Source organism: Pseudomonas sp. LG1D9 (assembly GCF_002949995.1).
GTDB classification, from domain to species: Bacteria; Pseudomonadota; Gammaproteobacteria; order Pseudomonadales; family Pseudomonadaceae; genus Aquipseudomonas; species Aquipseudomonas proteolytica.
Map to the genome: position 1 here is coordinate 2,701,948 of NZ_CP026881.1, position 22,054 is coordinate 2,724,001.

The 22,054-nt window shown below is 61.4% G+C and carries 24 protein-coding genes; 14 read left to right on the forward strand and 10 right to left on the reverse strand.

All coding sequences use genetic code 11. The features are described 5' to 3' along the window. Positions 1-30: 30 nt before the first annotated feature. The 3 genes from C5F71_RS13040 to betC form a co-directional block, all read right to left on the reverse strand. Positions 31-1,593 (reverse strand): SulP family inorganic anion transporter, encoded by a 1,563-nt coding sequence (locus C5F71_RS13040; RefSeq protein ID WP_070996591.1) that lies wholly within the window; start codon positions 1,591-1,593, stop codon positions 31-33. A 152-nt stretch (positions 1,594-1,745) separates the two neighbouring features. Continuing rightward, a complete protein-coding gene (gene choX, locus C5F71_RS13045; RefSeq protein ID WP_092232364.1) occupies positions 1,746-2,663 on the reverse strand; it encodes a choline ABC transporter substrate-binding protein in 918 nt (305 codons plus the stop codon). A gap of 19 nt (positions 2,664-2,682) precedes the next feature. Continuing rightward, a complete protein-coding gene (gene betC, locus C5F71_RS13050) occupies positions 2,683-4,197 on the reverse strand; it encodes a choline-sulfatase (RefSeq protein ID WP_104911265.1) in 1,515 nt (504 codons plus the stop codon). Between the two features lie 103 nt (positions 4,198-4,300). On the opposite strand from betC, the gene C5F71_RS13055 reads away from it, so the two are divergent. The 6 genes from C5F71_RS13055 to C5F71_RS13080 all read left to right on the forward strand — a co-directional run bounded on the left by C5F71_RS13055 (position 4,301) and on the right by C5F71_RS13080 (position 10,062). Then, positions 4,301-5,224, forward strand: coding sequence for a LysR family transcriptional regulator (locus C5F71_RS13055; protein ID WP_029290247.1), 924 nt, complete (start codon positions 4,301-4,303; stop codon positions 5,222-5,224). Between the two features lie 108 nt (positions 5,225-5,332). Next, positions 5,333-5,659, forward strand: a complete 327-nt coding sequence (locus C5F71_RS13060) for a DOPA 4,5-dioxygenase family protein (protein ID WP_029290249.1) — start codon at positions 5,333-5,335, stop codon at positions 5,657-5,659. Positions 5,660-5,822: 163 nt separating this feature from the next. Further along, positions 5,823-6,788 carry a 2-dehydro-3-deoxygalactonokinase gene (locus tag C5F71_RS13065; protein ID WP_104911266.1) on the forward strand — a complete coding sequence of 322 codons (966 nt, stop codon included), beginning with the start codon at positions 5,823-5,825 and terminating at the stop codon, positions 6,786-6,788. A gap of 1 nt (position 6,789) precedes the next feature. Continuing rightward, entirely contained in the window at positions 6,790-7,410 is a 621-nt protein-coding gene (locus tag C5F71_RS13070; RefSeq protein ID WP_092232355.1) for a 2-dehydro-3-deoxy-6-phosphogalactonate aldolase, read from the forward strand. 48 nt (positions 7,411-7,458) lie between these two features. Beyond that, positions 7,459-8,607: a galactonate dehydratase gene (gene dgoD / locus C5F71_RS13075; RefSeq protein ID WP_029290255.1), complete on the forward strand. Its 1,149-nt coding sequence runs from the start codon at positions 7,459-7,461 to the stop codon at positions 8,605-8,607. A 138-nt stretch (positions 8,608-8,745) separates the two neighbouring features. Beyond that, positions 8,746-10,062, forward strand: a complete 1,317-nt coding sequence (locus C5F71_RS13080) for an MFS transporter (protein WP_029290257.1) — start codon at positions 8,746-8,748, stop codon at positions 10,060-10,062. Between the two features lie 117 nt (positions 10,063-10,179). On the opposite strand, the gene trpA is transcribed toward C5F71_RS13080, so the two are convergent. Further along, positions 10,180-10,989, reverse strand: a complete 810-nt coding sequence (trpA, locus tag C5F71_RS13085) for a tryptophan synthase subunit alpha (protein ID WP_029290259.1) — start codon at positions 10,987-10,989, stop codon at positions 10,180-10,182. Continuing rightward, the gene (trpB, locus tag C5F71_RS13090; RefSeq protein ID WP_029290261.1) at positions 10,989-12,215 is read right to left on the reverse strand and encodes a tryptophan synthase subunit beta; all 1,227 of its coding nucleotides are present in this window, start codon (positions 12,213-12,215) and stop codon (positions 10,989-10,991) included. The genes trpA and trpB overlap by 1 nt, the downstream gene beginning before the upstream one ends. Positions 12,216-12,324: 109 nt before the next feature. Here trpB and C5F71_RS13095 point away from each other — a divergent pair, with 109 nt between their 5' ends. Further along, positions 12,325-13,221, forward strand: coding sequence for a LysR family transcriptional regulator (locus tag C5F71_RS13095; protein WP_104911267.1), 897 nt, complete (start codon positions 12,325-12,327; stop codon positions 13,219-13,221). Here C5F71_RS13095 and C5F71_RS13100 read toward each other — a convergent pair. Continuing rightward, positions 13,218-13,544, reverse strand: a complete 327-nt coding sequence (locus C5F71_RS13100) for a YqjD family protein (RefSeq protein WP_003170746.1) — start codon at positions 13,542-13,544, stop codon at positions 13,218-13,220. The two genes, C5F71_RS13095 and C5F71_RS13100, sit on opposite strands and share 4 nt — an antisense overlap. A gap of 155 nt (positions 13,545-13,699) precedes the next feature. On the opposite strand from C5F71_RS13100, the gene C5F71_RS13105 reads away from it, so the two are divergent. After that, the gene (locus C5F71_RS13105) at positions 13,700-13,915 is read left to right on the forward strand and encodes a dodecin (RefSeq protein WP_029290270.1); all 216 of its coding nucleotides are present in this window, start codon (positions 13,700-13,702) and stop codon (positions 13,913-13,915) included. A 113-nt stretch (positions 13,916-14,028) separates the two neighbouring features. Continuing rightward, complete coding sequence (locus tag C5F71_RS13110; RefSeq protein ID WP_104911268.1) at positions 14,029-14,253, forward strand: DUF1161 domain-containing protein; 225 nt, start codon at positions 14,029-14,031, stop codon at positions 14,251-14,253. Positions 14,254-14,311: 58 nt separating this feature from the next. Here C5F71_RS13110 and C5F71_RS13115 read toward each other — a convergent pair whose 3' ends face one another. Then, a complete protein-coding gene (locus C5F71_RS13115; protein ID WP_029290274.1) occupies positions 14,312-15,313 on the reverse strand; it encodes an LLM class flavin-dependent oxidoreductase in 1,002 nt (333 codons plus the stop codon). A gap of 211 nt (positions 15,314-15,524) precedes the next feature. Between C5F71_RS13115 and C5F71_RS13120 the strand changes: the two genes are divergently transcribed. Both C5F71_RS13120 and C5F71_RS13125 read left to right on the forward strand, forming a co-directional pair. Further along, a complete protein-coding gene (locus tag C5F71_RS13120) occupies positions 15,525-15,956 on the forward strand; it encodes an OsmC family protein (RefSeq protein ID WP_029290276.1) in 432 nt (143 codons plus the stop codon). A gap of 209 nt (positions 15,957-16,165) precedes the next feature. Continuing rightward, positions 16,166-16,405, forward strand: coding sequence for a DUF1161 domain-containing protein (locus tag C5F71_RS13125; protein WP_092232344.1), 240 nt, complete (start codon positions 16,166-16,168; stop codon positions 16,403-16,405). On the opposite strand, the gene C5F71_RS13130 is transcribed toward C5F71_RS13125, so the two are convergent. Continuing rightward, on the reverse strand, positions 16,406-16,834 hold the full coding sequence (locus C5F71_RS13130) for a hypothetical protein (protein WP_029290280.1): 429 nt from the start codon (positions 16,832-16,834) through the stop codon (positions 16,406-16,408). It lies immediately after the preceding gene. An 87-nt stretch (positions 16,835-16,921) separates the two neighbouring features. Here C5F71_RS13130 and C5F71_RS13135 point away from each other — a divergent pair, with 87 nt between their 5' ends. After that, on the forward strand, positions 16,922-17,965 hold the full coding sequence (locus C5F71_RS13135; RefSeq protein WP_070996572.1) for an aminopeptidase: 1,044 nt from the start codon (positions 16,922-16,924) through the stop codon (positions 17,963-17,965). A gap of 339 nt (positions 17,966-18,304) precedes the next feature. Here C5F71_RS13135 and C5F71_RS13140 read toward each other — a convergent pair whose 3' ends face one another. Together C5F71_RS13140 and C5F71_RS13145 are read right to left on the reverse strand one after the other, a co-directional pair. Next, positions 18,305-18,964 (reverse strand): HAD family hydrolase, encoded by a 660-nt coding sequence (locus C5F71_RS13140; RefSeq protein ID WP_032866240.1) that lies wholly within the window; start codon positions 18,962-18,964, stop codon positions 18,305-18,307. Further along, positions 18,961-19,503: a gamma carbonic anhydrase family protein gene (locus C5F71_RS13145; RefSeq protein ID WP_029290286.1), complete on the reverse strand. Its 543-nt coding sequence runs from the start codon at positions 19,501-19,503 to the stop codon at positions 18,961-18,963. The genes C5F71_RS13140 and C5F71_RS13145 overlap by 4 nt, the downstream gene beginning before the upstream one ends. Positions 19,504-19,604: 101 nt before the next feature. Here C5F71_RS13145 and prlC point away from each other — a divergent pair, with 101 nt between their 5' ends. Both prlC and C5F71_RS13155 read left to right on the forward strand, forming a co-directional pair. Next, the gene (gene prlC, locus C5F71_RS13150; protein WP_104911269.1) at positions 19,605-21,656 is read left to right on the forward strand and encodes an oligopeptidase A; all 2,052 of its coding nucleotides are present in this window, start codon (positions 19,605-19,607) and stop codon (positions 21,654-21,656) included. Further along, complete coding sequence (locus C5F71_RS13155) at positions 21,653-21,928, forward strand: YheV family putative zinc ribbon protein (RefSeq protein ID WP_104911270.1); 276 nt, start codon at positions 21,653-21,655, stop codon at positions 21,926-21,928. The genes prlC and C5F71_RS13155 overlap by 4 nt, the downstream gene beginning before the upstream one ends. Positions 21,929-22,054 lie beyond the last annotated feature (126 nt).

Genomic DNA, 22,054 nt, shown 5'->3' on the forward strand with positions numbered 1-22,054 from the left:
CAAGCCAGCTCCCACAGTTTTTGAGCGAATTCAGTCTTCGAAATGGATGGGGCACTTGTCGGCCCCTTCCAGCTTTTTCAATTCTTCGACCACCTGCGGCCGCGCCCGGCGCAACGTCAGGCTGCGCCCCAACCCGCGCAAACGGCGGGCTTCCTGGTGCAGCATCTCCACCCCTGAATAGTCGATAAAGTTGATCTGTTGCGCCTCGATCACCACTCGTTGGCCTTGCAGGCGCTGCAAGCGCACTTGCAGGTAGTGGCTGGCGCCAAAGAAGATCGAGCCGCCGACCCGCAGCACATCATCGTCACCGTCGCGCCACTGTTGCACCCGTGGCTGCGAGGTGCGCTTGAGGTAGAAGAACAGCGACGCCAGCACGCCTGCATAAATTGCCGTTTGCAGCTCTAGCAGCAAGGTGGCCAGGCATGTCAGGCCCATCACCACAAACTCCGCACGGCTGACCCGCCACAGTGCGCGAATGCCCCGATGATCCACCAGGCCCCAGCAGATCAGCAGGATGCTGGCGGCCATGCTCGGGATCGGGATGTGCGCGATCAGGACCGCACCGAACAGCGCAAACAGCGCGACCCACAACGCAGAGAACACCCCCGCCAGTGGCGAGCAGGCGCCCGCCTCGTAGCTCAGGCCCGAGCGGGTGAAGGATCCGGCCGACAGGTAGCCGGAGAAAAATCCGCCGACGATATTGGATAAACCCTGGGCGCGGACCTCCTGATTGGCGTCGAGCAACTGCTGCGAACGCGCCGACAGCGAGCGGGCAATCGACAGGCTGGTCACCAGCCCCAACATGCCGACTGCCACGGCGCTGGGCAGCAGGCGCAGGATCATATCCAGGTCCAGCGGCAACGGGCTGAACGGCGGCAATTGGCCGACAAATGAGCTGACCCGCGCCACATGCCCGAACATCGCCGGCCACGCCCACGCCACCAGGCTGCCGAGGACCAGGGCAATCAACAGGCTCGGCCAGCGCGGCACGCAGTATTTGAGCAGCACGCCCACCAGCAAGGTGCCGAGCCCGAGGGCCAGGGACGGGCGATCCCATTCGCCGCTGTGGTCGATCAGTGCCAGCAGGCTGTTGAACGCCGTGCCCTGGCTGGGCAGGTCGAGCCCCAGCAGGTTGGGCAATTGGCCCAGGGCAATGACAGCTGCCGCGCCAAGGGTGAAGCCGAGGACTACGGAATGGGAGACGAAATTGACCAGCGCGCCAAAGCGCAACATGCCCAACAGCCATTGGAAGACGCCGGCGAGCAAGGTCAGCAACAGGATCAAGGTGATGTAGTCCTGCGAGCCGGGCACCGCCAGCGGGCTGATGCTGGCGTAAAGCACTATGGAAATCGCCGCCGTCGGGCCGCAGATCAAGTGCCACGAAGAGCCCCACAGGCAGGCAATCAGCACCGGGACGATCGCCGCATACAGGCCGTATTCGGGAGGCAGGCCGGCGATCAGGGCATAGGCGATCGATTGCGGCAAGGCCAGCACTGCGCCGCTGAGGCCGACAATCGCATCCCGGCCAACGCTGGCGCGGGTCTGGCGCGGTAGCCAGCGCAGGAATGGGAGCAGAGTGTGGGGCCGGGACATGGATCGCTCGAAATACTGTAGGAGCGAGCTTGCTCGCGAAGATGGATAACGATAACGCGGGTTGCCTGAAAAAACGCGGCGTTTTCCAATTCTTCGCCGGCAAGCCGGCTCCTACAGGGTGATAGGAAGACCTGTAGGAACCAGGGCAATATTTAGAGTTTGGCTTTGACCGCCGCCAATGCCTCCTGGCCATCGAGGGTTTCAACCCCCTCCAGCCACTTGTCCAATACCGCCGGGTTGGCTTTGATCCACGCCTTGGCCGCATCGCTATTGCTGACCTTGTTGTTCACCACCTCGGCCATGATGCTGTTCTCCATGTCCTGGGTGAACTTAAGGTTGGTCAGCAGCTTGGCCACATTCGGGCAGGCCTGTGCATAACCTTTGCGCGTCAGGGTGTACACGCTGCCGGTGTCGCCGAAGTATTTTTCCCCGCCCTTGAGGTAGCGCATCTTCAACTGCACGTTCATCGGGTGCGGTGTCCAGCCGAGAAAGGTGACGAAACGTTCGCGCTTCACCGCCCTGGACACTTCGGCCAGCATCGCCTGCTCGCTGGACTCGATCAGCTTCCATTGGCCGAGGTCGAAGTCGTTCTTCTGGATGATTTCCTTCAGCGAAAGGTTGGCCGGCGCGCCGGACCCGATGCCGTAGATCTTCTTGTCGAACTTGTCGGCAAATTTATTCAGATCGGCAAAGTCATGCACGCCGGCCTCCCACACATAGTCCGGCACCGCGAGGGTGAACTCCGTACCTTCAAGGTTCTTGGCCAGTTGCACCACATCGCCGTTGGCCACGAACTTATCGTAGAAGCCTTGATGCGCTGGCATCCAGTTGCCCAAAAACACGTCCACCTGGCCGTCCTTGAGCCCGCCATAAGTGATCGGCACCGCCAGGGTATCGACCTTGGCCTTGTAACCCATGCCGCTGAGTAAAAAGCCGGCGATGGCGTTGGTAGCGGCAATGTCGCTCCAGCCGGGGTCGGCCATCTTCACCGTCTCGCAACGGGCGTCGGCATACACGTGGGTGGCACTGAGCAACAACGCGGCACTGACGACTGTGGATAACTTTTGCATGGCCTTCCCCTTACTGGATTTATTGGTTTTGGCAGGGTTGTGGATAACGAGCCTTGCGCTCCAGATCGTCGAGGTCGATATGGTTGCGCATGTACTGCTGGCTGGCGTCGACCAGCGGCTGGTGATCCCAGCTCTTGAGTTTGCCCACCGCCAACGCTTCGCCTACCAGACGCCGGCGGCGCTGGCTGGCGAGCACTTGCCGGTGGATCGCGGGCATGTCCCATTTGGCCCGCGCCTCGGCCAGGAAGGCTTCGAACAGCGGGCGATGGGCTGGCGACTGACTGAGTTCTTCCTGCTCACGAGGGTCGCGGTGAACATCGAACAACAAGCAGGGATCGTCCTCGCTATAGATGAATTTGTAGGCGCCGCGGCGAATCATCATCAGCGGGCCGATGGTGCCTTCGGCCATGTACTCGCCGAACACTTCGTCATGCCCGCCCTGCCCTTGCAAGTGCGGGACCAGTGAGCGGCCGTCCAGAGGCAGGTCGGCGTCCAGTTCACCGCCGGCCAACTCCACCAGGGTCGGCAACAGGTCGGCGGTGGACACCGCCGCACTCACCCGCCCGGCCTGGAATTGCCCTGGCGCACTGACCAGCAGCGGCACGCGGGCGGCCATTTCAAACCAGTGCATTTTGTACCAGAGCCCACGCTCGCCGAGCATGTCGCCGTGGTCGCCGGAGAACACGATGATCGTGTCTTCGGCCAGGCCAGTGTCTTGCAAGGTTTGCAGGAGTTTGCCGACATTGCTGTCGATGTAGCTGCACGCCCCGAAGTAAGCCCGCCGTGCATCGCGGATCTTATCCACTGGTAGCGGCTTGTCCCACAGGTCGTAGACCTTGAGCAGACGCTGGGAGTGCGGATCCTGGTCGGCCTGGGCCGGCGTTGTAGGCATCGGGATGTCGTTATCGTCGTACATATCCCAGAACGGCTTGGGAATGGTGTACGGGTCGTGGGGGTGGGTCATGGAAACCGTCAGGCAGAACGGCTGGTCGCCGTCCTCGCGAATATGGTCGAACAGGTATTGCTGGGCCTTGAACACCACCTCTTCGTCGAAATCCAGTTGGTTGGTGCGTACACATGGGCCGGCTTGCAGCACCGACGACATATTGTGATACCAGGTGGGGCGCACGTCGGGCTCATCCCAGTTCACCGCCCAACCGTAGTCGGCGGGGTAGATATCGCTGGTGAGGCGCTCTTCGTAGCCGTGCAACTGGTCCGGCCCGCAGAAATGCATCTTGCCCGACAGCGCCGTGCGATAGCCGAGGCGACGCAGGTAGTGGGCGTAGGTCGGTACATCGGCGGGGAAATCCGCCGCGTTGTCGTAGGCGCCGATCTTGCTCGGCAACTGGCCGCTGACCAGGGTAAAACGCGACGGGGCACACAGCGGGCTGTTGCAGTACGCGGCGTCGAACACCACGCCTTGGGCGGCCAGGCGGCTGAGGTTGGGCAGTTTGATTGGCGAAGGACCGTAGAACGGAAGCAACGGCGCGGCCATTTGATCGGCCATGATGAAAAGAATGTTCTTGCGCTTCATGGTTTCGCGGCATTCCATAGTCAATATTTATGCGATTGAGCATGGGGGCCATGGAATACGTGGTAAAGCCCATACAGAGCAATGTCTAGGATAAGTACCGCTTATGTATAAAGCCCTGGGTAACCTGTCGCTGGACCTGCTGCGGGCCTTCGAAACCGCCGCCCGTCACCGCAGCTTCACGGCGGCGGCGATGGAGCTGGGCACCACCCAGCCGGCAGTCAGCCAGCAAATCAAGCGCCTGGAAGAACAACTGGCGGTGCGGCTGTTTGACCGTATCTACCGGGGCATCGAATTGACGGATGCGGGCAGGCTGTTGTTCGAGCACGTGCAGGCTGGGTTGCAGAGCATGGATGCGGGCCTGGGGTTGATCACCCAGCAGGATCAGCACGAAGTGTTGCAAGTGGCGACCGACTTCGCCTTCGCCGCCTACTGGCTGATGCCGCGCCTGCATCGCTTTCATGAGGCCAACCCGCAGGTGGATGTGAGCCTGGTCACCAGCGAGCGTAATCACGCGACCTTGCGCAGCGATATCGACGTAGCCGTGTTGTTTGGCGATGGGCGTTTTCGCCAGGGGCACAGCCAGTGGTTGTTCAGCGAAGAAGTGTTCCCGGTGTGCAGCCCGCAACTGCTCAAGGGCCGTACCACGCCGCTGTCGCTGCAGAGCCTGCAGCAATTGCCGTTGCTGCACCTGCGCCAGGAAAACAATAGCCAATGGTTCGACTGGAACGGGGTCTTTCGCGAACTGGGGATCAGCGCCGCACCGACCCCGGGACCGCTACGTTTCGACAATTACACGCTGCTGATCCAGGCGGCGATTGCCGGCCAGGGCGTGGCCATTGGCTGGCGCCACCTGGTGGATAACCTGCTCGAGCAGAACTGGCTGTGCCGGCCGATTAGCGACACGGTGATCTCGCGCTTTGGGTATTACGTGGTATTGCCCCAGCGCAAACGGCGTGGGCAGTTGATCGAGCGGTTTGTCGACTGGCTGGCGGCCGAACAGGCCAGCAGCCTGATGCCGCCCGATTGAGGGGGCTTGTCCCCTTGCCACAGAGTTGCCTCATCGCTGAGCCTCCCAGGCTTGGCCTGCCGTCGATTGCGGTCTAGGATCGGCCGATCAACGAGTCCGGAGCCAGTCATGCAACGTATCAAGGGTTATCACGCCCATATCTACTTCGACGCCAGCACGCTCGACCAGGCGCGCAAGCTCTGTGAAGAGGCGGCGGCCATCTTCCCGGTGCGCATGGGGCGCATGCATGAGCGTGCGGTGGGGCCGCATCCGGACTGGAGCTGCCAGTTGGCCTTCGACCCGCAGTACATCGGTGTGGCGTTGCCGTGGTTGGCCCTCAATCGCAACGGTTTGGTGGTGTTTCTGCACCCGGATACCGGCGATGACCTGAAGGACCATACCGACTACGCGATCTGGATGGGGGCCATGCGTCCGTTGGATTTGTCTATTTTTTAACCAGTTTCTGTCGGTCGAATCCTCACGTTCATGTGCGTAGAGCAGCACGATGACGTGGGGATTTTTTCTACGTTGTTCCACTATATGGGATCAGTATTTATATATTGAGATATCCAGAGCCTTAGGTTTATAGTCGGCCATCTGCCACATTCCAGGTGAAGCAATGCCAGCGCACTTGATCGCGCTCGATTGGGGAACCAGTTCCCTTCGTGCTTATAAACTCGGCCCCGATGGCCAGGTCCTCGAACAGCGCTCGTTGGCGTCGGGGATCATGCATTTGCCCAGTGAACCGCGGCTGATTGCCGGCGTTCACTGCAGTGATGGTTTTGAGCTGGCCTTTGATGCCGCGTGCGGCGACTGGCTCGACGCGCAGCCCGGTCTGCCGGTGATTGCCTGCGGCATGGTCGGCAGCGCCCAGGGTTGGAGCGAAGCGGCCTATCGCCATACGCCGGTCGACGTTGCCAGCCTGGGCCTGGCGCTACACAAGGTGCGCAGCCTGCGCGGTGTCGATGTGCATATCGTGCCCGGCGTGATCGAGCAGGTCGGCTTGCCCAACGTGATGCGCGGCGAAGAAACCCAGGTGCTCGGCGTGCTGCAAAGCTTTGCGGCCAGCGCTGAGTTATTGATCGGCCTGCCCGGCAGCCATTCCAAATGGGTCGAGGTAATTGCAGGTCGCATCACCCACTTTGACACCTTCATGACCGGTGAGCTGTTCGCGGTGCTGAGCACCCACAGCATTCTCGGGCGCACGCAAAAGATCGCCGGGCAGTTCCAGGCTGAGGCCTTTGACCGAGGCGTGCGCGTGGCGCTTTCACAGGACGGCCAACGCGGTGTGCTGTCGACGCTATTCAGCGCGCGCACGCTGGGGTTGACCGCCGAACTGGCTGCCGAGCAGCAGTCGGACTACCTGTCCGGCCTGCTGATCGGCCATGAACTGGCCGGCTTGCCCGACCGTACTCGCAACACGCCGATCATCCTGGTAGGCGCCACCGCCCTCTGCGCCCGTTATCAACGCGCCCTCGCCCTGTGTGGTTTCAGCCAAGTCAGCCTCGCGCAACAAGCGACCGAGCGCGGCCTGTGGCAATTGGCGCTGGCCGCCGGGCTCACTCAACCTGCAATCGAGGCCTGACATGCTCAAGCAAGCACTCACACACAACGGTTTGATCGCGATCCTGCGGGGCCTGCGCCCGGATGAGGCCGGCGCTGTCGGCCAGGTGCTGTACCAGGCAGGGTTGCGGGTGATCGAAGTGCCGCTCAACTCGCCCGATCCCTACACCAGCATCCGCACCCTGCGTGAGACGTTACCCGCCGATTGCCTGATCGGCGCCGGCACGGTGCTGACGCCCGAGCAGGTGGAACAGGTGAAGGCGGCCGGTGGCCAGGTCATCGTCATGCCCCACAGCGACGCCAAGGTGCTACGTGCGGCAAAAGCTGCGGGCCTGTACCTGTCGCCCGGCGTTGCGACCCCCACCGAAGCCTTTGCCGCCCTGGCCGAAGGTGCCGATGTGCTGAAGCTGTTTCCGGCCGAGCAAATGGGCCCAGCGGTGGTCAAGGCCTGGCTGGCGGTGTTGCCGGCCGGCACGGTATTGCTGCCGGTGGGCGGGATTACCCCAGACAACATGCAAGTGTTCGTCGACGCCGGGGTCAAGGGGTTTGGCCTGGGTTCCGGGCTGTACAAGCCCGGCATGACGGTCGAGCAGGTGGCGAGCCGTGCCCAGGCGTATGTCGCTGCCTGGAACGCCCTGAACTGAGTGTGCCTGGCACCCCAGGTGCCGCATCCGACAAGAGAGAACAAGAAGATGAAAATCACCAAACTGACCACCTTCATCGTGCCGCCGCGCTGGTGCTTCCTCAAAGTGGAAACTGACCAGGGCGTGACCGGTTGGGGCGAGCCCGTGGTTGAAGGCCGCGCCCACACCGTGGCGGCCGCTGTCGAGGAACTGTCCGACTACTTGATCGGCAAAGACCCACGCAACATCGAAGACATCTGGACGGTGCTGTATCGCGGCGGCTTCTATCGCGGTGGCGCGATCCATATGAGTGCGCTGGCGGGCATCGACCAGGCGCTGTGGGACATCAAGGGCAAGGCCCTCGGTGTGTCGGTCAGCGACCTGCTGGGTGGCCAGGTGCGGGACAAGATTCGCGTCTATTCGTGGATCGGCGGCGACCGCCCGGCCGACACCGCCCGCGCCGCCAAAGAGGCCGTGGCCCGTGGGTTTACAGCGGTGAAGATGAACGGCACCGAGGAGCTGCAGTTTCTCGACACCTTTGACAAGGTCGACCAGGCCCTGGCGAACGTAGCCGCCGTGCGCGATGCGGTCGGGCCGAATGTCGGCATCGGCGTGGACTTCCATGGTCGCGTGCACAAGCCCATGGCCAAGGTGCTGATGAAAGAGCTGGATGCGTACAAGCTGATGTTCATCGAAGAACCGGTGCTGAGCGAAAACTACGAAGCGCTCAAAGAGCTGGCGCCTTTGACCAGCACCCCGATTGCCCTGGGTGAGCGGTTGTTTTCGCGCTGGGACTTCAAGCGTGTGCTCAGCGAAGGTTACGTCGACATCATCCAGCCGGACGCGTCCCACGCCGGCGGCATCACCGAAACCCGCAAGATCGCCAACATGGCCGAGGCCTACGACGTGGCCCTGGCGCTGCACTGCCCCCTGGGGCCGATTGCCCTGGCGGCGTGCCTGCAACTGGACGCGGTTTGCTACAACGCGTTTATCCAGGAGCAAAGCCTGGGCATTCACTACAACGAAAGCAACGACCTGCTCGATTACGTACGCGACCCGGGGGTTTTCGACTACGACCAGGGCTTTGTGAAGATCCCCAATGGGCCAGGGCTGGGGATCGAGATCAACGAGGAATATGTGATTGAACGGGCCGCCATCGGCCATCGCTGGCGCAACCCGATCTGGCGGCATGCCGATGGCAGCTTTGCCGAGTGGTGATAACGCGGTCCATGTGGGAACTGGCTTGCCTGCGATAGCGATGTTGAATGTTCCACCGCCATCGCAGGCAAGCCTGCTCCCACCTCCCCATCAGATAGCCGTCAACCGACCTCAATAAACATAATAAGAGGCTCCCCCATGCACCCTGAAACCCTCACCGGGCAGGCATCTTTAGTCACGCCCAGCCGCAAGCGCTACTTCATCATGGTCCTGCTGTTTATCACGGTGGTGATCAACTACCTGGACCGCAGCAACCTGTCGATTGCCGCGCCGGCCCTGACCAGCGAACTGGGGATCGACCCGGTGCATGTGGGGCTGATCTTCTCGGCGTTCGGCTGGACCTACGCCGCCATGCAAATCCCCGGCGGCTGGCTGGTGGACCGGGTGCCGCCGCGCATTCTCTACACTGTCGCCCTGCTGTTGTGGTCCATCGCCACGGTGATGCTGGGATTTGCCGCCAGCTTCATTGCCCTGTTCGTGTTGCGCATGGCAGTGGGCGCCCTGGAGGCGCCGGCCTATCCAATCAACAGCCGGGTGGTCACCAGTTGGTTTCCCGAGCGTGAGCGCGCCACGGCCATTGGCTTCTACACGTCGGGGCAGTTCGTCGGGCTGGCATTCCTCACCCCGGTGCTGGCCTGGTTGCAGCACCACTATGGCTGGCACATGGTGTTTATCAGCACCGGCGCGGTAGGCATTCTCTGGGCGCTGGTGTGGTATGCGGTGTACCGCGAGCCGCGCGATTTCAAAGGGGTCAACAGCGCGGAAATCGAGCTGATCCGCGCAGGCGGCGGGCTGGTGGACCTGGATGCACAAACCGCCAAGCGCAAGGCGCCGTTCAGTTGGGTCGACCTGGGTATCGTCCTGACTAAACGCAAGCTATGGGGCATCTACCTGGGCCAGTTCTGCCTGAACTCGACCTTGTGGTTTTTCCTGACGTGGTTCCCCACCTACCTGGTGAAATATCGCGGCATGGACTTCATCAAGTCCGGCCTGCTCGCGTCGCTGCCCTTCCTCGCGGCGTTTGTCGGGGTGCTGTGTTCCGGGTTGTTTTCCGACTGGCTGATCCGCCGTGGCGCCTCGGTGGGTTTTGCGCGCAAGTTGCCAATTATCAGCGGCCTGCTGATCTCCACGGCGATCATCGGCGCCAACTTCGTCGACTCGACGCCGTTGGTGATCGCGTTCCTGGCGGTGGCGTTTTTCGGCAACGGGCTGGCGTCGATCACCTGGTCGCTGGTCTCGACCCTGGCGCCAGCGCGGTTGTTGGGATTGACGGGTGGGGTGTTCAACTTTATCGGCAACCTGGCGGCGATCACCACGCCCATCGTCATTGGCTTCCTGGCCACGGGCGACTCGTTTGCGCCGGCGATTACCTACATTGCAGTGTTGGCGTTGCTGGGGGCGCTGTCCTACATATTGCTGGTGGGCAAGGTCGAACGTATCGAGCTGAAGGAATAAAGCTGTTGTAGCAGCGAGCTTGCTCGCGAAAAACGTCAAGACACCGCGTTCATCCAGGATGCCCGCGTTATCGTTGACGGTCTTCGCGAGCAAGCTCGCTCCTACAATGGGTGGGGATTATTTACGGGCGTTGCGTACACCTTCCGACAAGGCTGCACACAGGCTCAACACCCCATCAATCGCTTGCTGGTCGTTGCTGGCATTGGCGATGTGGTCGATCAGTGCCGAGCCCACTACCACACCGTCCGCCAGGCGGGCGATGGCAGCGGCTTGTTGCGGGGTGCGGATGCCAAAGCCGATGCTAATCGGCAGGTCGGTATGGCGGCGCAGGCGGCCGACCGCTTCTTCGACGTGCTCCAGGGTGGCGGCACCGGCACCGGTCACACCGGCTACCGAGACGTAGTACACAAAACCCGAGCTGCCGTTGAGCACCGTCGGCAGGCGTGCATCGTCGGTGGTCGGCGTGGTCAGGCGGATAAAGTCGATGCCCGCGGCCTGGGCCGGGTCGCACAGTTCGCTGTTATGTTCCGGCGGTACGTCGACCACGATCAGTCCATCGACGCCGGCTTCTTTTGCGTCAGCGATAAAACGTGGCACGCCGTACATGTGGATCGGGTTGAAGTAGCCCATCAACACCAGCGGCGTATCGCTGTTGTCCTTGCGGAACTCGCGCACCATTTGCAGGGTTTTCACCAGGTTCTGCTTGGCGCCCAACGCCCGGATGTTGGCCAGTTGGATCGCTGGGCCGTCGGCCATCGGATCGGTGAAGGGCATGCCCAGCTCGATCACATCGGCGCCGGCTGCCGGCAAGCCCTTGAGGATCGCCAGGGAGGTGTCATACCCCGGGTCGCCAGCGGTGACGAAGGTCACCAGGGCGGCACGGTTTTGTTCCTTGAGTTGCGCAAAACGGGTTTGCAGGCGGCTCATCAGTGTTTCTCCTGCTTGGCGGTTTCCATATGGTGCATCACGGTCTGCATGTCTTTGTCGCCACGGCCCGACAGGTTGACCACCATCAGGTGATCCTTGGGCAGGGTCGGGGCGCGCTTGAATACTTCGGCCAGGGCGTGGGCGCTTTCCAGTGCCGGAATAATCCCTTCCAGGCGGCAGCATTTGTGAAAGGCGTCGAGGGCTTCGTCGTCCGTTACCGAGGTGTACTGGACGCGGCCTATGTCGTGCAACCACGCATGCTCAGGGCCGATGCCGGGGTAATCCAGGCCCGCGGAAATCGAATGGGCGTCGATGATCTGGCCATCGTCGTCCTGCAACAGGAAGGTCCGGTTGCCGTGCAGCACGCCGGGTACGCCGCCGTTGAGGCTGGCGGCGTGCTTGCCGGTTTCGATGCCGTAGCCGGCCGCTTCGACGCCGATGATCTGCACACTGGTGTCATCGAGGAACGGGTGGAACAGGCCCATGGCATTCGAGCCACCGCCGATGCAGGCCACCAGGCTGTCCGGCAGGCGGCCTTCCTGGGCTTGCAACTGGGTGCGGGTTTCCTTGCCGATCACCGCCTGGAAGTCGCGCACCATCGCGGGGTAAGGGTGCGGGCCGGCCACGGTGCCGATCAGGTAGAAGGTGCTGTCGACGTTGGTCACCCAGTCACGCAGGGCTTCGTTCATTGCATCCTTGAGGGTGCCGGTGCCGGCCACCACGGGGATCACTTCGGCGCCCAGCAGCTTCATGCGGAACACGTTGGCCTGCTGGCGCTCGATGTCGGTGGTGCCCATGTAGATCACGCATTGCAGGCCAAACCGCGCGGCGACGGTGGCGGTGGCCACGCCGTGCATGCCGGCGCCGGTCTCGGCGATGATGCGTTTCTTGCCCATGCGCCGGGCCAGCAGGATCTGGCCGATGCAGTTGTTGATCTTGTGCGCGCCGGTGTGGTTCAGCTCTTCGCGCTTGAGGTAGATCTTGGCGCCGCCGCAGAATTCGGTCAGGCGTTCGGCGAAGTACAGCGGGCTTGGGCGTCCGACGTAATCGCGCTGGAAGTAGGCAAGTTCTTCGTTGAAGGCCGGATCGATCTTCGCCGCTTCGTATTCGCGGGCCAGGTCGAGGATCAACGGCATCAGGGTTTCCGCCACGTAGCGGCCGCCGAACGCGCCAAACAGGCCGTTGGCGTCAGGGCCGTTGCGTAAGTCGGTCTGGGACTGAGTCATGGGGCGCTCCAGGAAGAAAGTGTGGGAGAGGCAATGACGGCCACTCTACCTCTGACGCTTGACCGTGAAAACCGATAAGATCGCCACAACCTGTCAGGAAAACTCACAGATGAGCCGAGACCTTCCCCCGCTTAACGCCCTGCGTGCATTCGAAGCCACTGCCCGCCTCAACAGCGTCAGCCAGGCTGCAGAGCAATTGCATGTGACCCATGGCGCCGTCAGCCGACAACTGAAAGTGTTGGAAGAACATCTTGGGGTGAGCCTTTTCATCAAGGATGGGCGCGGCATTAAACTCACAGATTCCGGTGTGAGGCTGCGCGATGCCAGCTTCGAGGCGTTCGAGCGCTTGCGCGATGTGTGCGGGGAGCTGACCCAGAGCAGCGCCGACGCGCCGTTTGTGCTTGGCTGCTCTGGCAGCCTGCTGGCGCGCTGGTTCATCCCGCGGCTGGGGCGCTTGAATGCCGATTTGCCGGATTTGCGCCTGCATCTGTCGGCGGGCGAAGGCGACCTTGATCCACGGCGGCCTGGCCTGGACGCCCTGCTGCTGTTTGCCGAGCCCCCGTGGCCTGCGGATATGCAGGTATACGAACTGGCCAGCGAACGCATTGGCCCGGTGATGAGCCCACACTTTGCCCACTACCAAGCCCTGCACCAGGCCCCTGCGCAGGCTTTGTTGGACGAGGCTTTGTTGCACACCACTTCACGCCCGCAAGCCTGGCCCAACTGGGCACAGCACCATGGCATCGAGGCCGGCGCGTTGAAGTACGGCCAGGGGTTTGAGCATTTGTATTATTTGCTGGAGGCGGCCGTGGCTGGCCTGGGGGTGGCGATCGCCCCGCAACCGCTGGTGGCGGAGGATGTGCGTGCCGGTCGCCTGGTTGCGCCGTGGGGCTTTAGCCAGACCCCGGCGCAACTGGCGTTGTGGCTACCCAAGCGCGCCGCGGATGGGCGCGCTCGGCAGTTGGCGCAGTGGCTCAAGGCTGAGCTTGCGCGCCAACCGGTTTAGTCACCGCGTTTGCACAGCAGGTAGGCCGCCAGCAGGCCCAGTGCGCCAACGGCAACGCCGGCGGTGGTCCACGGGTGTTCCTGCGCATAGTCACGGGTGGCAACCCCGGTTTCGCGGATTTTGACTTTGCTTTCTTCGTAGGCATCGCTGATCAAGTGGCGAGAGTGCTTGAGGGCATTCTCGGCATTGCTTTTGAGGGCCTTCAGGGTTTTGCGCGACTCGTCAGACGCATCGTCCTTGAGGCTCTCAAGGGATTTGAGCAGGCTCGAAATCTCGGCTTCCATGCTTTCCAATGACGCTTTGCGTAAAGAGGTGTTGGCCATGTGGGCTCTCCTGGAGTGAATGAGTAACGTGTGTTGATTCCGACTGCGGGGGGTTCAGAAAGTGCAGTAAATCTGAACTTTCAAGTGAGAAGTACCGCCAGAAGCGGTACGAAGAATCACTGCTAGGCTTCATTCAACCACCCAGGAGAACGCTCATGACTGATCATCACACCTATAAGAAAGTCGAACTGGTGGGCTCGTCCCCAACCAGCATCGAGGACGCCATCAACAATGCCCTGGCCGAGGCCAGCAAGAGCATCAAGCATCTGGAGTGGTTTGAGGTGACCGAAACCCGTGGCCACATCAAGGACGGCAAGGCCGCGCACTTTCAGGTGACCCTCAAGGTGGGCTTTCGTATTGCCAATAGTTGATAGGCACGGTTGAACTTGCACGCTGGCCGATTGCCATAACCTGCGCGACACCTTGGGGCGCCGATGCCAAATGCATCGGCGTACATTTTTTGATCAGCGCAAGGAAGTAACGGATGAAGAAGTTTCTGTTAGCAGTAGGTTTGTTGAGCCTGGCAGGTACAGCCCTGGCGGCTGGCAAGGACTGTGGCGAGCTGAAAAGCGAAATCGAGGCCAAGATCCAGGCCAATGGCGCCTCCGGGTACACCCTGGAAATTGTCGATAAAGGCAGCGCAACCAACGGCGACGTGGTCGGCAGTTGCGAGGGCGGTACCAAGGAAATCGTCTACAACCGCGGGTGATCCCGTGTGGCAGACATAAAAACCGACGCCAGGGCGTCGGTTTTTTTGTGCCTGTGGATCAGCCTTTCATCACTTGCGCCAGCAGCTCGTAGGAATGAATCCGATCAGCATGTTCGTACAGGTCGCAGGTAAAGATCAGCTCATCGGCACCGGTTTGCTCGATCAATACTTCCAGCTTGGCGCGAATTTTCGCCGGGCTTCCGACCATGGCCAGGCCCAGGAAACTGCCTACCGCGTCCTTCTCATGGGGCAGCCACAGGCCGTCCATGCTATCCACCGGCGGGCGCTGCACCAGGCTTTGCCCCCGCATCAGGGCGAGAATGCGTTGGTAGACCGAGGTGGCCAGGTAATTGGCCTGCTCATCGGTATCGGCGGCCACCAGGGGGACGCCGAGCATCACGTAGGGTTTGTCGAGTACCGCTGAAGGCTTGAAGTGATTGCGATAGACGCGAATCGCCTCATGCATCATGCGCGGTGCGAAATGGGAGGCGAAGGCGTAGGGCAAACCGCGTTCACCGGCCAGTTGCGCGCTGAACAGGCTGGAGCCGAGCAGCCACACCGGTACGTTGGTGCCGGTGCCAGGTACGGCGATCACCCGTTGGTCGGGGGTGCGTGGGCCCAGGTACGCCATGAGTTCGGCCACGTCTTCGGGGAAGTCATCGGCGCTGCCGGAGCGCTCGCGGCGCAGGGCGCGGGCGGTCATCTGGTCGGAACCGGGCGCGCGGCCCAGGCCCAGGTCGATACGGCCGGGGTACAGGCTTTCCAGGGTGCCGAACTGTTCAGCGATCACCAGCGGTGCATGGTTGGGCAGCATCACGCCGCCTGCGCCGACCCGGATGGTCGAGGTCCCGCCGGCCAGGTAGCCCAGCAGCACCGAGGTCGCGGAGCTGGCGATGCCATCCATATTGTGATGTTCGGCCACCCAGAAGCGGGTGTAGCCGAGTTTTTCCACGTGCTGGGCCAGGTCCAGGGAATTGCGCAGCGACTGCGCCGGGCTGCCATTGGCGCGCACCGGCACCAGGTCGAGGGTCGAGAACTTCACGTCGGACAACGGTTTCATAAGCCTGCTTCTCCTAAGGGCGCAGGCTTGTGACGAACCAAAACCTGCCGCTTCATGTGCATGCTCTATGCAATGAGGGCATATACCCGAGATTCAATAGCGAGCATGAAATTTCCTACTTGCGCGCTTGGTTTTTCCGACAGGGTGAACTTTGCCAGAGGTTCTATCCTCAGAACCTTACTGATGCACAACCACTGCTTGGGAGAACGCTATGAGTATTGTGAAAAAAGCCTCCGCACACTGGGAAGGCGACCTGAAAACCGGCCTGGGCTCTATTTCCACCGAAACCGGCGTACTGCGCGAAGCCCCCTACGGCTTCAAGGCCCGTTTCGAAGGCGGCAAGGGCACCAACCCTGAAGAACTGATCGGCGCTGCCCATGCCGGCTGTTTCTCCATGGCCTTTTCCATGATTCTCGGCGATGCCGGGCTCAAGGCCGACAGCATCGACACCCAAGCCGAAGTGACCCTGGACCAAGTGGACGGTGGTTTTGCAATCACCGCGGTCCATCTGGTCCTCAAGGCCAAGATCCCCGGCGCAAGCCAGGCGCAGTTCGATGAGCTGAGCAAAAAGGCCAAGGAGGGGTGCCCGGTGTCCAAAGTGTTGAACGCCACCATCACCCTGGATGGCACCCTCATCAACTGATCTGCGCAGGTCCAATGTGGGAGCGGGCTTGCCCGCGAACGCGCTAGGTCAGGCAACAAATGTATTGGCTGACACACCGCCTTCGCGAGCAAGTCCCCTCCCACATTTTGTTGTGCGTTAAATCAGAACTCGCGTTTCGCAAATGTGGTCTCATACCCATGCAGCCTTTGGCGCACACCCGTGCGCAGCGCATTTAGGGAGCTTCACACATGAAACGTTTTGCCTTGGCGATTATCTGCGGTGCTTTGGCCACGTCGGCGCTGGCCGCGCCGAAAGACTGTGAAGAACTGAGGAGAGAGATCGAAGTCGACCTACAGGCCAAGGCGATCCCGTCCTACACGTTGGAAATCATCACCGCCGAAGAAGCCAAGAATCACGATGAAGCCATGATCGTGGGCTCCTGCGAAAACGGCACCAAGCGCATCATCTACCAGCGCAACAATGACTGATCAGGGAATACAGTTGACGCTGCGCTCCTCTGCCAGCAACTGCCGTGCGGCGTCATACAGCCGGATGTTGGGGGTAAAGCCCAGCGAACGCCCTTCCAGGCGATAGCGCTGACCGGCTTCGAACTGGTCGTATTGCAGGGTGATAAAACACGTGCGCTCCTGGGGCTGGTTCAACCCGCCGCCCAGGCCTGCGCCGGCATACACTTCAAAATCAAAACGCACCATCAACTCGTGGCTGCCCGGTGGCACCTGGAAGTAGCGCCCATCATCGAGGGCTTTGCCGTCCAGGCGTTGCGCCATGACCAGTTTGGCGCCCGGTGTCGGGGTGGCGAAATCGACCCAGGCCTGTTGCGGGTCGGCCGGCGGGATCGGTGTGGAGGTGCAGGCGCTGAGAAAAATCGCCGCCAAGGGAAGCAGGAGCTGACGCATAGTGAGCACTCAAGCGTAGGAATCGTATGAGCATACCTCCTGTAAGCCCGTTAGTCTGGCAGGCCAATGACTCTGGAGCGGTTTGAAATGGTGCGGCGTTTATTGGCGGGGCTGGCGTGTGTGTTGCTCGGTGGTTGCTCCAGTGTCAGCTATTACAGCCAACTGGCCAGCGGCCAATGGCAACTGCTGCAGGCCCGCGAGCCGGTGGCCAAGGTGATCGCCGACCCGACGCGTGCGCAAGTTTTGCGGGAGCATTTGGCGCAATCCCAGAAGGCGCGGACCTTTGCCAGCCAAGCGTTGCACTTGCCCGACAACCAGAGCTACCGCCTGTACGCCGATATCGGTCGGCCGTACGTGGTCTGGAATGTCTTCGCTACTTCAGAATTTTCCCTGTCACCCCAGAACCATTGCTTCCCGATCGCCGGGTGCGTGGCCTATCGCGGTTATTACAGCCAAGGTGCCGCACGGGGCGAGGCTGCCTTGTTGCAACTGCGCGGCATGGATGTGTCGATTGGCGGGGTCGAGGCCTATTCCACTCTGGGCTGGTTTGATGACCCGATCATGAGTTCGATGATGCGCTGGGGCGAAGAGCGTCTGGCCACGGTGATTTTTCACGAACTGGCGCACCAGCGTTTTTATGTGAAGGACGACACTGAGTTCAATGAGTCATTTGCCACCTTTGTCGAACAGGAAGGCACCCGGCAATGGCGTACGGCCCGTGGCCTTGGGCCTGCGAGCGAGTCGGCCTTGAAGCAGCGCGACCAATTTACCCAACTGATCCTCGACACCCGCACCCGCTTGGAACGCCTGTATGCGCAGCCGTTGGCCGCCGATGCAATGCGCCAGGCCAAGGCTGACGAGTTCGAGCGTTTACGCCGTGAGTATCGGCAGTTACGCGACAGTCAGTGGGCCGGCGACCCGCGGTATGACGCCTGGATCAATCAGCCGATGAACAATGCGCGGCTGTTGCCGTTTGGTTTGTATGACCAGTGGGTGCCAGCGTTTGCGGCGTTGTTTCGCCGGGAGGGAGGGGATTGGCTGAAGTTCTACAGTGCTGTGGAACAGTTGGGTGGGTTGCCGGTTGCGCAGCGTAAATTGGCGTTGAAGCAGTTGGTCGGTGGCGGCCTTTAGGGCCTCATCGCAGCATAAGTATCTACACAACTTTGCCGCAACGCCTAGATCCAGGCAGATGGCGCAGTTGTGGCGAGCGGGCTTGCCCCGCGCTGGGCTGCGAAGCAGCCCCAATAAGCCGTATGCGGTGTATCAGATACTCCGTAGCGGCTGGTTTTTGGGCTGCTTCGCAGCCCAGCGCGGGGCAAGCCCGCTCGCCACAACAGCCCTATCTGCTTGGCTTTATGCGATGCGGCAAAATTGTGTAGATACCGATGCTCATCGCAGGCAAGCCAGCTCCCACATTTGACGGTGTTCACACATCAACATGTGGGAGCGGGCTTGCCCGCGATAGCCATCTCACGCCCGCCGCAAAAAAGCCTGATGCATCTCGTCCAGCGTCTCAAAATGCCAGCGCGGTTCTTCGGCACTCAACTCTTCAAAACTACCAAACCCATACCCCACCGCCGCCGCATCCAGCCCATTGCTGCGCGCGCCGATCAGGTCGTGCTTGCGGTCGCCGATCATCAAGGTGCTGGCCGGATCCAGGCCTTCTTCGTGCATCAAGTGGGCGATCAATTCGACCTTGTTGGTACGGGTACCGTCGAGCTCACTGCCGTAGATCACCTTGAAGTGCTTGGCGAAATCGAAATGCCTGGCGATCTCCCGGGCAAATTCCCACGGCTTGGAGGTAGCCACATACAACTGGCGCCCCTGGCCATTCAATTCTTCGAGGAGTGGCATGACCCCGTCAAACACGCGGTTTTCATAGAGCCCGGTGACTTTGAAGCGCTCGCGGTAGAAATTCACCGCCTCCCACGCGCGGGCCTCGTCGAAGTCGTAGAACTGCATAAAGGCCTGCAGCAGCGGCGGGCCGATAAAGTGCTCGAGTTTGGTCAGGTCAGGCTCATCGATACCCAGCTTGGCCAGGGCGTACTGGATCGAACGGGTGATGCCTTCCCGTGGGTCGGTCAGGGTGCCGTCCAGGTCAAACAGGACAGTCTGGTAATCCAGGGTCATTGGTCGAATCCTTCTGCCAGGTGCAGGTCCTTGAGCTTCACGTAGTTCGCGGCGCTGTAGGTGAAAAAGGCGCGTTCCTTATCAGTCAGCGCGCGGATTTGTTTAACCGGGCTACCCACATACAAAAAACCGCTTTCCAGTTTTTTGCCCGGCGGCACCAGGCTGCCGGCACCGATGATCACATCGTCTTCAACCACCGCGCCGTCCATCACAATGCTGCCCATGCCGATCAGGATGCGACTGCCGACGCTGCAGCCATGCAGCATGACTTTATGGGCGATGGTCACGTCGTCGCCGATCAGCAACGGGAAACCGTCCGGATTGAAAGGGCCGGCGTGGGTAATGTGCAGCACGCAGCCGTCCTGCACGCTGGTGCGGGCACCGATGCGGATGCGGTGCATGTCGCCGCGAATCACCGTCAGCGGCCAGACCGAACTGTCTGCGCCGATTTCAACATCGCCGATCACCACCGCCGAAGCATCGACGAAAGCCCCGGCGCCGAGGGTTGGCGTGTGATTCTGATAGGTGCGAAGGGTCACGATAGCCTCTCTCTGTTTGGTTGATAGCTGCGGTGGACGTTGATTGTAATTAAGATGGCCCCATCTTTGTCTTACCTGTTTCTTCAGCCAAGGTGCCAACCGTGAGCGCGAACAACCCTCTTTTGCAGTCCTACGACCTGCCGCCGTTCTCGGCGATCCGTGCCGAGCACGTCCAACCGGCCATTGAACAGATCCTGGCCGACAACCGCGTTGCCATCGAAGGCATCCTGCAAAGCCAGGGGAAAAATCCGACCTGGGCCGGTCTGGTCCTGGCCATGGACGAACTCAACGACCGCCTGGGCGCGGCGTGGAGCCCGGTCAGCCACCTGAATGCCGTATGCAACAGCGCTGAATTGCGCCAAGCCTACGAGGCCTGCCTGCCGGCCTTGAGCGCCTACTCTACCGAGATGGGCCAGAACCGCGAGCTGTTCCAGGCGTTCGAAGCCCTGGCCAACAGCCCCGAAGCCGCCGGTTTTGATGTGGCGCAAAAAACTATCCTGGAGCACGCCCTGCGCGACTTCCGTCTGTCGGGTATCGACCTGCCGCCTGAGCAGCAGAAGCGCTACGCCGAAGTGCAAAGCAAATTGTCCGAACTGGGCAGCAAGTTCTCCAACCAGTTGCTCGACGCCACCCAGGCCTGGACCAAGCACGTCACCGACGAAGCCACCCTGGCCGGCCTGACCGATTCGGCCAAGGCGCAAATGGCTGCTGCGGCCCAGGCCAAAGGCCTCGATGGCTGGCTGATCACCCTGGAATTCCCCAGCTACTACGCGGTGATGACCTACGCCCACGACCGCGCGCTACGCGAAGAAGTCTACGCGGCCTACTGCACCCGCGCGTCGGACCAGGGCCCGAATGCCGGTCAGAACGATAACGGTCCGGTGATGGAACAGATCCTCGACCTGCGTCAGGAACTGGCCCAACTGCTCGGCTTCGCCTCCTTCTCCGAACTGAGCCTGGCCACCAAAATGGCCGAATCCAGCGACCAGGTACTGAGTTTCCTACGTGACCTGGCCAAGCGCAGCAAACCGTTCGCCAACCAGGACCTGCAGCAGCTCAAGGCCTACGCCGCCGAGCAAGGCTGCGCCGACCTGCAAAGCTGGGACAGCGGTTTCTACGGCGAAAAGCTGCGTGAACAGCGCTACAGCGTGTCCCAGGAAGCCCCGCGCGCCTACTTCCCGATCGACAAAGTGCTGGGTGGCCTGTTTGCCATTGTCCAGCGCCTGTACGGCATCGAGATCGCCGAGCAGAAAGGCTTCGATACCTGGCACCCGGATGTTCGCCTGTTCGAAATCAAGGAAAACGGCCAACACGTCGGCCGCTTCTTCTTCGACCTGTATGCCCGCGCCAACAAGCGTGGCGGTGCGTGGATGGACGGCGCCCGTGATCGCCGGCGTACCGCCGCAGGTACCCTGCAAAGCCCGGTGGCCAACCTGGTGTGCAACTTCACCCCGGCCGACAGCGGCAAGCCTGCCCTGCTGACCCACGATGAAGTCACCACCCTGTTCCACGAATTCGGCCATGGCCTGCACCACCTGCTGACCCGCGTCGAACACGCGGGCGTGTCCGGCATCAATGGCGTGGCCTGGGATGCGGTGGAGTTGCCGAGCCAGTTCATGGAGAACTGGTGCTGGGAGCCGGAAGGCCTGGCGCTGATTTCCGGTCACTATGAAAGCGGCGAAGCACTGCCCCAGGACCTGCTGCAAAAAATGCTCGCGGCGAAGAACTTCCAGTCGGGGCTGATGATGGTGCGCCAACTGGAGTTCTCGCTGTTTGACTTTGAGCTGCATGCCACCCACGGCGATGGCCGCAGCGTGGCCCAGGTACTCGAAGGCATCCGTGACGAAGTGTCCGTAATGCGCCCACCCGCCTACAACCGCTTCCCCAACAGCTTCGCGCATATCTTCGCCGGCGGTTATGCGGCGGGGTACTACAGCTACAAGTGGGCCGAAGTGTTGTCGGCGGATGCCTTCTCCAAGTTTGAAGAAGACGGCGTGCTCAACGCCGAAACCGGCCGTGCCTTCCGCGAGGCGATCCTGGCCCGTGGTGGTTCCCAGGCGCCGATGGTGTTGTTCGTCGACTTCCGCGGACGCGCACCGTCGATTGACGCACTCTTGCGCCACAGCGGCCTGAGTGAGGACGCGGCAGCATGAGTGACGGGCCTGTGATCACCAAGAAGCAATTTATCGCCGGCGCCGTGTGCCCGGCGTGCAGCGAGCCGGACAAGTTGAAGATGTGGACCGAAGACAGTGTGCCCCATCGCGAATGCGTGGCCTGCGGCTATGCCGACACGCTCAACGACCAAGGTTTGTCGGTGCCCAAGGAATTGGGCACGCGGGTCAATACCTCGGCGTTGAAAGCACCCGCGGATCCCAAGGTGCAGGCGGTACAGTTCTTCCCTAATCCGAAGCTGAAAAAAGACTAAAGAAGCTACGCCAACCACTGTAGGAGCGAGCTTGCTCGCGAAGATCGTTAACGATAACGCGTTCATTCTGAATGAACGCGGCGTCCTTGAGATTTTCGCGAGCAGGCTCGCTCCTACATTTTTTTT

Excerpts from the sequence above, each read along its gene's own strand:
- C5F71_RS13055 (WP_029290247.1), top strand. The coding sequence starts at position 4,301 with ATGTATAAAGCCCTGGGTAACCTGTCGCTGGACCTGCTGCGGGCCTTC.
- trpB (WP_029290261.1), bottom strand. The coding sequence starts at position 12,215 with ATGACTCAGTCCCAGACCGACTTACGCAACGGCCCTGACGCCAACGGC.
- C5F71_RS13120 (WP_029290276.1), top strand. The coding sequence starts at position 15,525 with ATGAGTATTGTGAAAAAAGCCTCCGCACACTGGGAAGGCGACCTGAAA.
- C5F71_RS13080 (WP_029290257.1), top strand. The coding sequence starts at position 8,746 with ATGCACCCTGAAACCCTCACCGGGCAGGCATCTTTAGTCACGCCCAGC.
- C5F71_RS13130 (WP_029290280.1), bottom strand. The coding sequence starts at position 16,834 with ATGCGTCAGCTCCTGCTTCCCTTGGCGGCGATTTTTCTCAGCGCCTGC.
- C5F71_RS13125 (WP_092232344.1), top strand. The coding sequence starts at position 16,166 with ATGAAACGTTTTGCCTTGGCGATTATCTGCGGTGCTTTGGCCACGTCG.
- C5F71_RS13100 (WP_003170746.1), bottom strand. The coding sequence starts at position 13,544 with ATGGCCAACACCTCTTTACGCAAAGCGTCATTGGAAAGCATGGAAGCC.
- betC (WP_104911265.1), bottom strand. The coding sequence starts at position 4,197 with ATGAAGCGCAAGAACATTCTTTTCATCATGGCCGATCAAATGGCCGCG.
- C5F71_RS13095 (WP_104911267.1), top strand. The coding sequence starts at position 12,325 with ATGAGCCGAGACCTTCCCCCGCTTAACGCCCTGCGTGCATTCGAAGCC.
- trpA (WP_029290259.1), bottom strand. The coding sequence starts at position 10,989 with ATGAGCCGCCTGCAAACCCGTTTTGCGCAACTCAAGGAACAAAACCGT.
- C5F71_RS13110 (WP_104911268.1), top strand. The coding sequence starts at position 14,029 with ATGAAGAAGTTTCTGTTAGCAGTAGGTTTGTTGAGCCTGGCAGGTACA.
- choX (WP_092232364.1), bottom strand. The coding sequence starts at position 2,663 with ATGCAAAAGTTATCCACAGTCGTCAGTGCCGCGTTGTTGCTCAGTGCC.
- C5F71_RS13155 (WP_104911270.1), top strand. The coding sequence starts at position 21,653 with ATGAGTGACGGGCCTGTGATCACCAAGAAGCAATTTATCGCCGGCGCC.
- C5F71_RS13135 (WP_070996572.1), top strand. The coding sequence starts at position 16,922 with ATGGTGCGGCGTTTATTGGCGGGGCTGGCGTGTGTGTTGCTCGGTGGT.
- C5F71_RS13040 (WP_070996591.1), bottom strand. The coding sequence starts at position 1,593 with ATGTCCCGGCCCCACACTCTGCTCCCATTCCTGCGCTGGCTACCGCGC.
- C5F71_RS13070 (WP_092232355.1), top strand. The coding sequence starts at position 6,790 with ATGCTCAAGCAAGCACTCACACACAACGGTTTGATCGCGATCCTGCGG.
- C5F71_RS13060 (WP_029290249.1), top strand. The coding sequence starts at position 5,333 with ATGCAACGTATCAAGGGTTATCACGCCCATATCTACTTCGACGCCAGC.
- C5F71_RS13140 (WP_032866240.1), bottom strand. The coding sequence starts at position 18,964 with ATGACCCTGGATTACCAGACTGTCCTGTTTGACCTGGACGGCACCCTG.
- C5F71_RS13115 (WP_029290274.1), bottom strand. The coding sequence starts at position 15,313 with ATGAAACCGTTGTCCGACGTGAAGTTCTCGACCCTCGACCTGGTGCCG.
- dgoD (WP_029290255.1), top strand. The coding sequence starts at position 7,459 with ATGAAAATCACCAAACTGACCACCTTCATCGTGCCGCCGCGCTGGTGC.
- C5F71_RS13105 (WP_029290270.1), top strand. The coding sequence starts at position 13,700 with ATGACTGATCATCACACCTATAAGAAAGTCGAACTGGTGGGCTCGTCC.
- C5F71_RS13065 (WP_104911266.1), top strand. The coding sequence starts at position 5,823 with ATGCCAGCGCACTTGATCGCGCTCGATTGGGGAACCAGTTCCCTTCGT.